Source organism: Frankia sp. CcMO1 (assembly GCF_977945845.1).
The window spans coordinates 35,658-48,769 of record NZ_CDWTMG010000009.1 but is presented as its reverse complement, the minus strand read 5'-3'; the positions used below and the strand labels follow the sequence as shown (position 1 = coordinate 48,769).

The 13,112-nt window shown below is 71.6% G+C and carries 11 protein-coding genes and 1 pseudogene; 8 read left to right on the top strand and 4 right to left on the bottom strand.

Annotated elements, in window-relative coordinates; all coding sequences use genetic code 11:
- The 6 genes and pseudogenes from AC08OU_RS02765 to AC08OU_RS02740 all read left to right on the top strand — a co-directional run.
- Nucleotides 1-950 (top strand): annotated as a pseudogene (locus tag AC08OU_RS02765) (hypothetical protein); the annotation flags it as partial.
- Nucleotides 947-1,633 (top strand): RNA polymerase sigma factor SigM, encoded by a 687-nt coding sequence (gene sigM / locus AC08OU_RS02760; protein WP_476604256.1) that lies wholly within the window; start codon nucleotides 947-949, stop codon nucleotides 1,631-1,633. The pseudogene AC08OU_RS02765 and the gene sigM, both read left to right, overlap by 4 nt.
- A gap of 8 nt (nucleotides 1,634-1,641) precedes the next feature.
- Nucleotides 1,642-2,691 (top strand): cupin domain-containing protein, encoded by a 1,050-nt coding sequence (locus AC08OU_RS02755; RefSeq protein WP_476604255.1) that lies wholly within the window; start codon nucleotides 1,642-1,644, stop codon nucleotides 2,689-2,691.
- Between the two features lie 85 nt (nucleotides 2,692-2,776).
- Nucleotides 2,777-3,778, top strand: a complete 1,002-nt coding sequence (gene trxB / locus AC08OU_RS02750; RefSeq protein ID WP_476604254.1) for a thioredoxin-disulfide reductase — start codon at nucleotides 2,777-2,779, stop codon at nucleotides 3,776-3,778.
- A 95-nt stretch (nucleotides 3,779-3,873) separates the two neighbouring features.
- A complete protein-coding gene (gene trxA / locus AC08OU_RS02745; RefSeq protein ID WP_476604253.1) occupies nucleotides 3,874-4,200 on the top strand; it encodes a thioredoxin in 327 nt (108 codons plus the stop codon).
- A gap of 64 nt (nucleotides 4,201-4,264) precedes the next feature.
- Nucleotides 4,265-5,383 carry an N-acetylmuramoyl-L-alanine amidase gene (locus AC08OU_RS02740; RefSeq protein ID WP_476604252.1) on the top strand — a complete coding sequence of 373 codons (1,119 nt, stop codon included), beginning with the start codon at nucleotides 4,265-4,267 and terminating at the stop codon, nucleotides 5,381-5,383.
- Between the two features lie 57 nt (nucleotides 5,384-5,440).
- Here the strand turns inward: AC08OU_RS02740 and AC08OU_RS02735 are convergent, their stop codons facing one another.
- Nucleotides 5,441-6,094: a GNAT family N-acetyltransferase gene (locus AC08OU_RS02735; protein ID WP_476604251.1), complete on the bottom strand. Its 654-nt coding sequence runs from the start codon at nucleotides 6,092-6,094 to the stop codon at nucleotides 5,441-5,443.
- Nucleotides 6,094-6,315 (bottom strand): hypothetical protein, encoded by a 222-nt coding sequence (locus AC08OU_RS02730; protein WP_476604250.1) that lies wholly within the window; start codon nucleotides 6,313-6,315, stop codon nucleotides 6,094-6,096. The genes AC08OU_RS02735 and AC08OU_RS02730 overlap by 1 nt, the downstream gene beginning before the upstream one ends.
- 232 nt (nucleotides 6,316-6,547) lie before the next feature.
- Between AC08OU_RS02730 and AC08OU_RS02725 the strand changes: the two genes are divergently transcribed.
- The gene (locus AC08OU_RS02725; protein WP_476604249.1) at nucleotides 6,548-7,786 is read left to right on the top strand and encodes an aminotransferase-like domain-containing protein; all 1,239 of its coding nucleotides are present in this window, start codon (nucleotides 6,548-6,550) and stop codon (nucleotides 7,784-7,786) included.
- Complete coding sequence (locus tag AC08OU_RS02720) at nucleotides 7,786-8,757, top strand: D-alanine--D-alanine ligase family protein (RefSeq protein WP_476604259.1); 972 nt, start codon at nucleotides 7,786-7,788, stop codon at nucleotides 8,755-8,757. The genes AC08OU_RS02725 and AC08OU_RS02720 overlap by 1 nt, the downstream gene beginning before the upstream one ends.
- On the opposite strand, the gene AC08OU_RS02715 is transcribed toward AC08OU_RS02720, so the two are convergent.
- Nucleotides 8,744-9,982 (bottom strand): ParB/RepB/Spo0J family partition protein, encoded by a 1,239-nt coding sequence (locus AC08OU_RS02715; protein ID WP_476604248.1) that lies wholly within the window; start codon nucleotides 9,980-9,982, stop codon nucleotides 8,744-8,746. The genes AC08OU_RS02720 and AC08OU_RS02715 overlap by 14 nt on opposite strands.
- A 35-nt stretch (nucleotides 9,983-10,017) precedes the next feature.
- On the bottom strand, nucleotides 10,018-11,517 hold the full coding sequence (locus AC08OU_RS02710; RefSeq protein ID WP_476604247.1) for a ParA family protein: 1,500 nt from the start codon (nucleotides 11,515-11,517) through the stop codon (nucleotides 10,018-10,020).
- Nucleotides 11,518-13,112: the final 1,595 nt, after the last annotated feature.

Genomic DNA, 13,112 nt, shown 5'->3' with positions numbered 1-13,112 from the left:
CCCCGAAGGAGGTGACCGTCCGGCCCTCGACGAGCGCCGCTCCACCGTCCGCCCGGCCCGCCCCCGCCACCAGCGGTCCGCAACCCGTGCAGCGGCCGGTGGTCCGCACGCCCGGCCAGGGGCCGCCACCGCGGATCGGCGGCGGCAAGCGGGGGCCGGCGAACGGCCCGGGTTCCCGGCGCGACACCGGCGAGCAGCTGCTGCCCTGGGCCGACCGCTGGACGCCCGCGGACGCCGCGTACGAGCACACCGAGACGGCCGGCCCCTTCCCGCTGGTCATCCCGCCGGAGCAGCCGCCGCGGGAGCAGACCCGGTTCGTCATCGTGGCACTGTCCGTCATGATCGTCGTCGGGCTCGCCCTGGCGGTGCTCTCGATCCGCGACGTTTTCGGCACACCTGAAGACGCTTTCCCGAACTCCCAGTTCACCCCCTCGGCCAGCGCTTCGGCACCGGCGACGCCCAGCCCCGCCGGTTCGCCGTCGCCGTCGCCGACGCCGACGGCGTCCGCCAGCGTGTCCGGCGTGGTTCCGGTGATCGCGGCGATCCGCGCGCTCGACCCCCAGGGCGACGGCGACGAGGACACCGCCGGGTCGCCCAAGGCCGTGGACGGCATCCCGACCACCACCTGGCGCTCCGACAGCTACCGCAGCGCACTCTTCGGTGGCCTGAAGGACGGCGTCGGCCTCTCCCTGCGCTTGCGCGTGGCCGCTCCGATACGCAGCGTGTCCTTCGACATGAAGGGTGGCGGCGGCCGCGTCGAGCTACGGGCATCGAACTCGCCCGACGTCCTCGAAGCGGATGTCGTGGCGACGTCGGCGATGGCCGGCGGCACGGTGACGCTCACCCCCACCTCTGAGGTTCGCGCCCGGTACGTCATGCTCTGGTTCACCGAGCTGCCCTCCGACGCCGGCAAGTTCCGGATCGAGGTCTCCGAGGTGCGGGTGCAGTGACCGACCCCGGGCCGCCGCCGAGCCTGGATCACCGGGACCCCGGGAGCGAGCCGGACGATCGGCAGCTTCTCGCGGCCCACCTCGCGGGTGATCCGAACGCCTTCGGCACCCTGATCCAGCGGCACCGTGACCGGATGTGGGCCGTAGCGCTGCGCACGCTGGGTGATCGCGAGGAGGCGGCCGACGCCGTCCAGGACGCCTTGATCGCGGCCTTCCGCGGCGCGGCGCGCTTCCGGGGCGACGCGGCCGTGACGACCTGGCTGCACCGGATCGTCGTCAATGCCTGCATTGACAGGGTCCGCCGTCGCCAGGTGCGGCCGACGGTCCCGCTCGAGGACCGCGAGATCGTGAGCCGGCGCGACGACCACGCCGCCACCGAGGCCCGCCTCGACGTGGCCGCCGCGCTGGCCCGGCTGCCCACGGCACAGCGGCTCGCCATCGTCCTCGTCGACATCGAGGATCTCCCCGTCGCCGAGGTCGCCGAGCTGCTCGGCGTGGCCGAGGGCACGGTCAAGTCCCGCTGCGCCCGGGCCCGCACCGCGCTCGCCGCCATGCTGCGGGAGGCGACCGGCGTCACCATCGGCGACGGGAACCGCAACGACCCCGCGCGCGTCGGATCTGAGCGGCAACCGCGCGGGTCCGGCCCGGCGCGCGCAACGACGACGGACGCGGAGAGGCGGTGAGGGCGACCGTGCCTGTCCCTGGACCGCGGCATCCCGACCACGACCTCCTCGCCGACCTCGCGGCGCAGGTGCTGCCGGAAGACCTCGCCGCGCGGGTGCGTGCCCACGTCAACCGCTGCTCCGCCTGCGCCGGCCTGCTGGCCGAGGCGGAGGGCGTGCGGGACCTGCTCCGCGCCGACGACCCCGGGCCGATCCCCTCCGACGTCGCCACCCGCCTGGACTCCGTCCTGGCCCAGCTCCGGTCCGGTGCCGAGGGCCTCGATCTGATGCTGGACGCGGACGACGACCCCGAGGTCGAGGCCCGGTGGAACGCGGCGGCGCAGAAGCCCATCGCGGCCTGGGAGGCGGTGGCCGCCCGGCGCCGGCCGCCGCAGGACACCGAGCAGCGGGTGACGCGGTTGCGTCGCACGGGCGGCGGCCCGGTCCGGGAGCGGCGGACGGCGCTGGCGGAGCAGCGCTCCGACGAGCGGTTCGGGCGCTGGCGCCGGGGTGCACTCCTCGCCGCGGCGGCGGTCGTCGTGGTGGGCGGCGGCGGCATCGCGGTGCGGATGGTCCAGGACGGGCCGCTGGGTCAGGATGCGGCCACCTCCTCCGCCGGATCGAACGCCGACAGTGGGGGCTCGGCGCCGGCCGCGCCCGAGAACCTCTCGTCCGCGGCGGTCGTGGTCCAGACGGGCACGAACTACACCGAGGCCGCGTTCGACGGCCAGGCCAGGCAGCTGATCGCGGCGTCCCGGGCACCGCAGCGGGCGGCGGCACCGCAGGGACGCCTCGACGCGAACGCGGGCGAGAGCTCGAATCCCTCCTCCAGCGCGGGCACGGGTGCCCTCAAGGGCAATCAGTCCCTGCGGGACCCGTCGGCACTCGCGGAGTGCCTGGCGGCACTCGGCGTGCCGGCCGCGCAGCCGGTCACGGTGGATCTCGCCACCTACCAGGGCCGCGAGTCGGCCGTGCTGGTCCTGCGCGGCGCGAACGGAAGGTTCGACGTCTGGGTCGTGGCGCGCGACTGCCGGCCCGGTGCGGATGGCACTCTGAAGTACGCGACCATCGCACCCTGACGGGAACAGCGTGATGTCCGCCGCGGTTCACCAAATGCGGTAGACATCAGGCGGCAAAGCACGACGGCACCGACAAGGAGACAGCGTGAGCGAGGTCCGCGATCTGATCATCACCGGCTCGGGCCCCGCCGGCTACACGGCCGCCTTGTACGCGGCACGGGCGTCCCTCAACCCCCTGGTGTTCGAGGGCGCGGTGACCGCGGGCGGCGCGCTGATGAACACCACCGACGTCGAGAACTTCCCCGGCTTCCCCGAGGGCATCCAGGGTCCGGACCTGATGGACAAGCTGCGGGCGCAGGCCGAGCGATTCGGCGCGGAACTGGTGACGGACGACGTCGTCGAGGCGCGGCTGACCGGGGACGTGAAGGAGGTCGTGACCGGGAGCGGGTCCACGCACCGCGCCCGCGCGGTCATCCTCGCGACCGGCTCGGCGTACAAGGAGCTCGGCCTGCCGGACGAGAAGCGCCTGTCCGGGCACGGCGTGAGCTGGTGTGCCACGTGTGACGGCTTCTTCTTCCGGGAGCAGGACATCGCCGTCGTCGGCGGCGGCGACTCGGCGCTGGAGGAGGCGACATTCCTCAGCCGGTTCGCCCGCACCGTGCATGTCATCCACCGCCGCGACAGCCTGCGCGCCTCGAAGATCATGCAGCAGCGGGCGTTCGCGGACCCCAAACTGAAGTTCGTGTGGAACTCCGAGGTGGTGGGGATCGACGGCGACACCAAGGTGACCGGCGTCCGCCTGCGCAGCACCGTCGACGGTGGGGAATCGCAGCTGCCGGTCACCGGCGTGTTCGTCGCGATCGGGCACCTGCCGCGCACCGAGCTGGTGCGCGGTCAGGTGGCGCTCGACGAGGCCGGCTACATCGATGTCGAGGGTCGCACGACGCGCACGAACCTTCCCGGCGTGTTCGCCTGCGGTGACGTCGTCGACCACGAGTACCGTCAGGCCATCACGGCGGCCGGCACCGGCTGTTCCGCGGCACTGGACGCCGAGCGCTACCTGGCCGCTCTGGCGGACGTCACCACCGGCATCGCCGACGACGTCGTCGCGAGCGCGGCCGGTGTGCACGGCGCCGCCCAGTCCTGACCGGCGCCGGCCTTCATGAAGCGCACCCGCCCGCAGACTCGCCCGCAGCAGGATGCTGCCGGCATCGAACCATCGGTCAGAAATCAGGAGATGACATGTCGGCCACCCAAGCCGTAACCGACGACACCTTCGACACCGCGGTCCTGAAGGCCGAGAAGATCGTCCTGGTCGATTTCTGGGCCCCGTGGTGCGGACCGTGCCGTCAGGTGGCTCCGATCCTCGAGGAGATCGCGACCGAGCACTCGGAGCAGCTGTCCGTCGTAAAGATCAACACGGACGAGAACCCGAAGGTGGTCGCCGCGTACGGCGTGACGTCGATCCCCACGCTCAACGTGTACGCCAAGGGCGAGCTGGTGAAGTCGATCATCGGTGCGAAGCCCAAGCCGTTCCTCCTCCGCGAGCTGTCGGACTGGCTCAGCTGATCCAGGCGTGGTGCCCCTGACGGGTGCCGCCCAGCCACTCCGGCGCGGGGACCACGGTCCGCTGGTGAGAGCGCTGCGGGACCTTCTGACCCGGGCGATCGGCGCGGACCGCGACGCGGCGGCCGCGGGCCCGGGCGCGGCCGATCCGCTGCTGTTCGACGAGGATCTCGAGCGGCACGTGCGCGCGTTCCAGCAGAGCCGCGGGCTGCTCGCGGACGGCGTGGTCGGGCGGCAGACGGCGATGGTGCTCGACGCCGCCCGGTGGCGGCTGGGTGACCGCATCCTGATGCACACGCCCGGCCACCCCATGCGCGGGGAGGACGTCGCCGCCCTGCAGGAACGACTGGTCGTGCTCGGCGTCCATGTGGGGCCGGTGGACGGGATCTTCGGACCGCTCACCGAGGGATCGCTGCGCGAATTGCAGCGCGGGCTGGGCCTGCGGGACGACGCGATCTGCGGGCCGGCCACGCTGCGCGCCCTGCGGGCCCTGTCCCGTTCCGTGGGTGGTGGCGACCCCTGGGCCCTGCGCACCGAGTCCGCCGTCGCGATGGCCGGCAAGAGCCTCGCCGGGAAGGTCGTCGTCCTGGACCCGTCTCACGGTGGGAACGGGCGGGGTGTGACCGGTCACGGGCTCGTCGAGGCCGACGTCGCCTACGACGTCGCCCGCAGGGTCGAGGGCCGGCTCGCGGCGACCGGCGTGACCGCCGTCCTGACCCGGGGTCGATCGGCACAGCCGGATCTCGCCGCGCGGGTCGAGCTGGCCGAGGCCGTGGGGGCTGACCTGCTGCTGTCGTTCCACTGCGAGGCGCACAGCTCCGGACAGGCGTCCGGCTTCGCGACGTACTACTGGGGGGGCCGGCGCGTGGGCCAGCGGTCCGCCGTCGGCCACCGGCTGGCGACCCTCGTGCAACGCGAGGTCGTGGCCCGCACCGGCATGCTCGACTGCCGCACCCATCCGTGCTCGTACGACATCGTGCGGGTGACGCCGATGCCGGCCGTGCTCGTCGGGCTCGGGTACCTGAGCAGCGAGGACGACGCCGCGCGGCTCGCGGACGCTGCGTTCCGCGACACCGTGGCCGAGGCGACCGTCGTCGCCGTTCAGCGGCTCTACCTGGGTGACGACGACGCCGCGACCGGCACCCTGCGCCTGAAGGACGTCCTAGCCCACGCCGGCCGCACCTAACCCCCGCCGATCATGCAATCCCCGCCGATCATGCAATCCGAGATGATCGACAGACCACTAGTGGTCCAGGGAGCGCGTCGCGGTCAGCGCCGGCGCGCGCACGGTGCCGAGGATCCGCTCGAGCGCGAGCTCGACGTCCTCGCGCCAGGACAGCGCCGTCTTCAGTTCCAGCCGCAGCCGCGGGAACCGGTGATGCGGCCGGACGGTCTTGAAGCCCACCGACAGCAGCATGTCCGCGGGCACCAGGCAGTTGCTCCCCGGCTCCTCGCGATCCGCCAGCCCCGCGCCGGCCGCGAGTCCGAACGCCTCGATGGCGCGCAGGCCGCGCCGCGTGAGGTCCTTCGCCGTGGCCTGGACGAGCATGCGAGCCAGCCCGCCACCGGCGAACTGCGGCAGCACCCGGGCCGTCATCAGCAGGACGGCGTCGCCGGTCACGGGCGACGTCGGGAACGCCAGCGACCGCGGGACGAACGCCGGCGGCGCGTACATGACGAACCCGGCCGGCTGCTCGTCGACGTAGGCGACCCGGCCGCACGACCCCCACTCGAGGAGTGTCGCCGAGACCCACGCCTCCTTCTCGAACGCCGTGTCACCGGCTTCACGGGCCCGCCGGGCGGCGACGGGATCCAGCTCCCAGACGACGCATTTGCGGCACGGCTCGGGCAGATCCCCGAGGTTGTCGAGCGTGAGCGGCGCCAGGCGGCGTCCCATCAAATCACCCGTCCAGGCACATCGCCGTCGGCATCGAGAGCGGTCACGTCTACCGTCCCGCGGTCGGTCACGTCGTCGGCGTCCGTGGCCGGGACACCCGTCGCGGGCGCGGCGGCCGGTTCGACCGGCGCCGCCGGCAGCCGTCCACGCAGGAGCGCCGCGCAAAAACCGGCAAGCATGCCGACGCCAAGGCCCGCTACGGCAAGCCGTGCGAGGCGCATGCGAGACTCCCTGCGGCAAACGGATGTACGAACGAATGCGGCCAGAATGTACTGGCGGCGACCGACGTGCTCCGATGAAATGTTACGGGGGTCCTCGTCACCGGTGAATACGACGGGCAGTTAGTTTTTTGCTTCTCACGGTTACGGGCCGTGATCAAGGAAGAGGTGCGGCATGCAGTTCGGGTCTCGGCTGGACCGCTGGATCGATTCATATGCCGCACGGACGCGGGGTATGACGGCGTCCGAGATCCGCGCGCTCTTCGCCGTCGCCAGCCGGCCCGAGGTCGTCTCGCTCGCGGGCGGAATGCCGTACTTGTCGGCATTGCCCCTCGATGTCGTGGGCGATGCCCTCGCCCGGCTCGTCGCCGAGCGCGGCGAGGTAGCGCTGCAGTACGGGTCCGGGCAGGGCGATCCCGAGCTACGCGAACGCATCCTCGACGTGATGGCGCCCCAACGCGTCGACGCGCACCCCGACGACGTCGTCGTCACGACCGGCTCCCAGCAGGCGATCGACCTCGTCACCCGGATCTTCGTCGATCCCGGCGACGTCATCGTGGCCGAGGCACCCAGCTACGTGGGAGCGCTCGGCGTCTTCCGCGCCTACCAGGCCGACGTCGTCCACGTGCCGATGGACGACCAGGGCCTGGTCCCGGAGGCTTTGAGCGACACGCTCGTCCGGCTCCGCCGGGAGGGCCGCCGGGTCAAGCTGCTCTACACGGTGCCCAACCATCACAACCCCGCCGGCGTGACCCTGTCGGCCGCCCGCCGCCCGCAGATCGTGGAGATCGCACGGCGGTTCGGCGTGCTGGTCGTCGAGGACGACCCGTACGGCCTGCTCGGGTTCGACGGCGACCCCCACCCGTCGCTGCACTCACATGACCACGAGGGTGTCATCCACCTCGGTTCCTTCTCGAAGACGTTCGCGCCCGGGCTCCGGGTCGGCTGGGCGGTCGCGCCGCACGCCGTCCGGGAGCGGCTGGTCCTCGCGAGCGAAGCTGCGATCTTGTGTCCGAGCGCGTTCAGCCAGCGGGCCGTGTGCAGCTACCTGACCGGCCACGACTGGAAGCATCAGGTCGGCGTCTTCCGGGACCTGTACCGGGAGCGGCGAGACGCCACGCTCCACGCCCTCGCGGACCTGCTCCCCCAGGCGCACTGGACGGTGCCGAAGGGTGGGTTCTACGTGTGGGTCCGCCTGCCCACGGGTCTCGACGCGAAGGCGATGCTCCCGCGGGCGGTGACCCAGCGGGTCGCGTATGTCCCCGGGACGGCGTTCTTCGCGGACGACCAAGGGCGGGATCACCTTCGGCTGTCCTACTGCTATCCGCCGCCCGAGCGGATCCGCGAGGGCGTCCGGCGGCTCGCGGGCGTCGTCGAGGCGGAGTTGGAGGTGCAGTCCACGTTCGGCCCGACGTCGTTCACGGGGGGCGACGGAGCGCGCACGGTGCAGTCTCCCGGCCCGGACCTCACGTGATGTTCAGTCCACGGGTCCTCATCCTGGCCGGCGGGTTGTCACACGAGCGCGACATCTCTCTGCGCTCGGGACGCCGGGTTGCGGACGCCCTGCGCGACGCAGGCTGCCAGGTGCAGGTGAGTGATGCCGACGAGCACCTGCTCGACACGGTACGGTCCGGCAACGTCGACGTGGTCTGGCCGCTGCTTCACGGCGCCAGCGGCGAGGACGGTGCGGTCCGCGACGTTCTCGATCTGGTCGGTGTGCCGTACGTCGGGTCCCGTCCCGACGCGTGCCGCATCGCCTGGGACAAGCCGGTGGCGAAGGGCGTCGCGCGGGACGCCGGGTTGCCGACGCCGCCCTTCGTCGCCCTCCCCCACGGTGCGTTCCGCGAGCTGGGGGCGCCACGGATCCTGGCCGCGATCATCGACCGGCTGGGACTGCCGCTGGTCGTGAAGCCCACGCGGAGCGGCTCAGCACTGGGTGCGTCCGCCGTCCGCGCTGCCGACGCGCTGCCCCGCGCGATGGTGGACTGCTTCGCGTACGGCGACGTCGCGCTGGTCGAGCGATACGTCGGCGGCGTGGAGGTGGCGGTGAGTGTGGTCGACACACCCGCCGGGCCACGTACGCTGCCGCCGGTGGAGATCGTTCCGGATGGCGGGCTGTACGACTACGACGCGCGCTACAACGCGGGGACCACCGAGTTCTTCTGCCCCGCCCGCCTTACGCCGACCGCCATGGACGCCGTCCAGGAGATGGCGCTCACCGCGCACCGGGCGTTCGGGTTGCGACACCTCTCGCGCACGGACCTCATCGTCGACACGGACGGCCAGCCGTGGTTCCTCGAGGTCAACGTGGCGCCCGGGATGATGGAGACGTCGCTGCTCCCCCAAGCGGTGGAGGCCGCCGGACTGCGCCCGGCCGACCTCTACCGGCGTCTGGTCGAGGACGCGGCGGTGTCGGACGAACGACCGCCGGTCAACTCGCCCTGAACGCGCCGCGCTCGTCGGGGACCAGAATCTCTAGAATCCGGTTCAGATCCTCGACGCTCGCGAACTCGACGCTGAGCTTCCCCTTGTTCCGCCCCAGCGAGATGTTGACACGGGTGTCGAGCCGGTCCGCGAGGCGCCCGGCCAGGTCATCCAGCTCACCGTGATTGCCGCCTGGACGTGGCTTGCGCCGCGACGGTGCCGGGCTGTCGGCATCGCTGAGCGCAACCGCCTCCTCCGTCGCCCGGACCGACATCCCCTCGTTGACGATGCGCTGTGCCAGCTTGTCCATCGCGTCGCCGTTCTCCAGCCCGAGCAGTGCCCGGGCGTGGCCGGCCGAGAGCACACCCGCCGCGACGCGACGTTGCACGGCCGGGGGCAGGCGAAGCAGCCGGATCGTGTTGCTGATCTGGGGCCGCGACCGGCCGATCCGGGTGGCGAGCTCCTCGTGAGTGCATCCGAAGTCATCGAGCAGCTGCTGGTACGCGGCGGCCTCTTCGAGCGGGTTGAGCTCGCTGCGGTGCAGGTTCTCGAGCAGCGCATCGCGCAGCAGGTCGTCGTCTGACGTGTCGCGGATGATGGCCGGGATCCGGTCCATCCCCGCTTCCTTGACGGCGCGCCAGCGGCGCTCGCCCATGATCAGCTCGTAGCGCGGCTGACCATCGGAACCGTCGGGCAGGGGGCGCACGACGATCGGCTGCAGGACGCCGATCTCGCGGACCGAGTGCACCAGCTCGGCCAGCGCCTCTTCGTCGAAGACCTGGCGCGGCTGCTTCGGGTTCGGTGTGATCGACCCGGTCGGGATCTCGGCGAAGCGGGCACCGGGGACGGGAACGAGCTCGGGGCCGGCTGCGGCCGCGGCGACACCGCCGCCGCTCGCCGACGAAGCGGACGTCGTCAGCGGAGGGATGGCCGTTCTGGCCGCGGCGGTCGCCCGGCGCGCGTTGTCCTTCTTCGCCGCGCCCGTGTCCGAGCTCTGCGCGCCGTCGGACGTCGCGGAGTCCGTGCCCGCCGCCTCGCCGTCATCACCGGCCCTGGCTTCGGTCGACTTGTCGGGCTCGGTCGAGGACGCGGAATCGCCGGAGCTACCGTCGCCGTCCTTTCCCGGCTCTTCACGATCAGGAAAGAAGACGTCGACCGGCCGGTCTCCGGCGGGCTTCTCGGTTGGGGGCGCCGCCGGGATCAGCGCCCCGAGGCCCCGTCCGAGGCCCCGCCGCTTCTCACTCACCTTCGCTCATTCCCTTTCCTCGGGATGCAGGCCCGTCAGTCGTCCTGCTCCGCGCCGGTCCCCAGGACCTGCTCGGCAAGTTCTCGAGCGGCCTCGAGGTAGGACAGTGCCCCACTCGACGCCGGGTCGTACGTCATCACCGTCTGCCCATGGCTGGGCGCTTCCGAGATGCGAACCGACCGCGGGACGGTCGTGCGCAGCACCTCGGTCGGAAAGTGTGCCCGGACTTCGTCCGCGACCTGTGACGAGAGGCGGGTACGCCCGTCGTACATGGTCAAGAGAATCGTGGAGACACGCAGCACCGGGTTGAGGTGTCCCTTGATGAGCTCGATGTTGCGCAGCAACTGGGACAGGCCCTCCAGCGCGTAGTACTCGCACTGAATCGGGATCAGGACCTCCCGTGCCGCGACGAACGCGTTGACGGTCAGGAGGCCGAGGCTCGGCGGGCAGTCGATGAGGATGTAGTCGAGCCGCTCGGACTCGTCCTTGTTGCGCTCCTCCAGGAACGCCGCCACGGCCCGCTGAAGCCGCGATTCGCGCGCGACGAGCGAGACCAGTTCGATCTCCGCTCCGGCGAGGTCGATCGTCGCGGGTGCACACCACAGGTTCTTGACGTCGGGGCACGGCTGGACGATGTCCGCCAGCGGCATGCTGTCGACTAAGACGTCGTACACGCTGTCCACCTCGGAGTGGTGCTCGATGCCGAGTGCGGTGGAGGCGTTGCCCTGCGGGTCGATGTCGATGACGAGGACGCGAAGGCCGGCACGGGCGAGCGCGGCTGCCAAGTTGACCGTCGTCGTCGTCTTGCCGACGCCGCCCTTCTGGTTCGACACGGTGACCACACGCGTGTCCTTGGGCCGCGGGAACCGCCGGCCGGCGAGCTCGATCCGGCGCCGGGTGTCCTCGGCGACCTCGAGGGCGAGCGGCGTGGAGTCGTCCAGGACGGAGATGGACTCCACGAACGGGTTGGGGCCGTCGCCCGGGAGCGTCGGAATGGCCGGCGGCGTGGCGGCCGGGTCCACCCACGGACGCGTCACGGTGACCGAGATTCCAGGCGCGTCGGGCTCGGCCTCCTCGCCCGAGCCCGACTCCGAGCCCGAGCCCGAGCCCGAGCCCGAGCCCGAGCCCGGAGCCGCACCCTGCCCGGCCGTGTCGCGGTACCGGTCCGGCTCCTGGGTCGAGGTGCCTGCCGCGTCACGGGCTTCCACAACGCCGCCGTTCTTGGAGGAGTCGCCTTCGGTCAGATCGACAACCTCGGGTTCGAGCTCCGGTTCCGAGGTGCCCTGGCTCGCACCGTTGCCGGGGTTGAGGCCGGGGGCGGCCGGGTTGCCGGCCGGGTTCGCGGCCGGGTTCGCGGGGGGGCGATTCTGTGGGGGCGGTTCCTGTGTCAGGACGCCGATACGCGCGGGCTCACCCGACGTCTCGGCACTCCCACCGAAGGCGATCCCCCGAGTGACCGTGCCGCCTGCGACACCGGGCCGGGGGGCGGGAGCGGGGTCCACGTGCGTTCCGTCCGCCTGTGCTGTGTCTGGCATGGAGGGCCTTCCGTCGTCGTGGGCTGTCGCCGTGGCGTCGACGGTGGGGTCCGGACTGCTTGTCGTGCTGCTGGGAGCTGTCCAGGCCCGAGGTGGTTCCAGTTCCGGTGTGCGACGGGTCTCCGCGCCCCGACGACCGCGAGATGGCTCCTTGCCGTTCCGAGGCCATCCCAAGCCACCGGCCATGCGCTTCAATGCGTCTGAAGGCCAGCCCAATCCGCTCACCAAGATCCCTTCCCGTCGATCGCCCGGGCTATCATCTCGCGTTCTTCCTGAGTGCCAAGTGGCTAATCCACAGGACTTGGCCCGATCCAACGACGCGTGGTTACAGAATGCCCCGTCTCCACCGTCGAGCCGCCCAACGGCGGCCCCAGAGCGCCGGCGTGTCGCATTTCTTACCCCGATTTTCCACATGTCGACCTTGTCTGTGACTTTCAGCAGTGGATCAGGCACGTCACGGATGCGCAGGCCGACCACCGACGCCCCGGTCGTCCTGCCCCGCGCGGCAGGGGCCCCGCGCTCAAGCCCGGCCAACGGATTCACGTGAAACATCACATGGCGCGGCTCCGAGCGGGGCAGCCACGTCGGCTTGAGGCCTCCGTCCCACCTTGGCTGTGGATCAGTCTGGACACGACGAGCTCGGCGGGCGATCGCCATGCAGAACGGTGCGCGACGGGGGGGCGCAAGCCCCCTCTTACGACTCGCGGCCGCCACGCACCACTAGCCAATCGCACCCGGCATAGGAGGTTCCGCGGACAGGGGTGTGGAGTCGGGCGTGCTCCCTTTCCGCGGAACCTCTCGGGCACCTGACTGCCTTCGTGGCACGAGTGCGTCTCACCCGCCCAACTCAGTCGGCCGCGACAGCACTGGCTTCCACGCTGCGCACGTGCCACCATCCGGGCCGGGGCGCCATGCGCTCGAGAACACGGCAACGGTCACCACGCCCGCCCCCTCCACCGAGCCCCACCTCCAGGCGCCTCCAACATCACGTCAGCCAACTCAGCCGTCGGCCATGGCATGCCGCTCGCGCCTCAACCTCGTCCACTGCCCGGGTAGTTGCCGACCGACGAGTCAGCTCCGATCGACCGCGTTCAACTCCGCTCTGCGCGGGTGGTTCTCCGACTACCGCCCACAGACTCGACTCCTGCCCCCAAGTCCGCCCCAGACCTCTGGCAGTTCCACGTGAAACATCACCTGGCCGGGTGGCGCGACACCGGGGCGCAAGGACTTTGCGGGTTCGCACCCATCCGGTAGCAACCCGGCGACCCGGTCACACCTCCGAGTATCAACGCCACGGAGCACCGACCCCGCGGTTCGCCGTTCCGGCTCACCGACGCGGCGCATCGCCAATCATCCGCATCCGCGTCCGCACCCCGCTCTGCAATGAGCCGGAATTGCTTCGGCCGCCGAGCGCCCGCGGAACCCCTCCTCCCTACGAGTCGTTGGCTGCGTGTCCGGCCTCGGGCTGCCCAGACCTCATTGCGGCTTCCACGTGGAACGGCACGTGGCCGCGCCACCGCAGCGACAGGTGCGGGGGGCCTACGCGGCGGCAGCCTTCCAGTCGGCGACGCCGACCGAGCTCAGGTGACCACCTC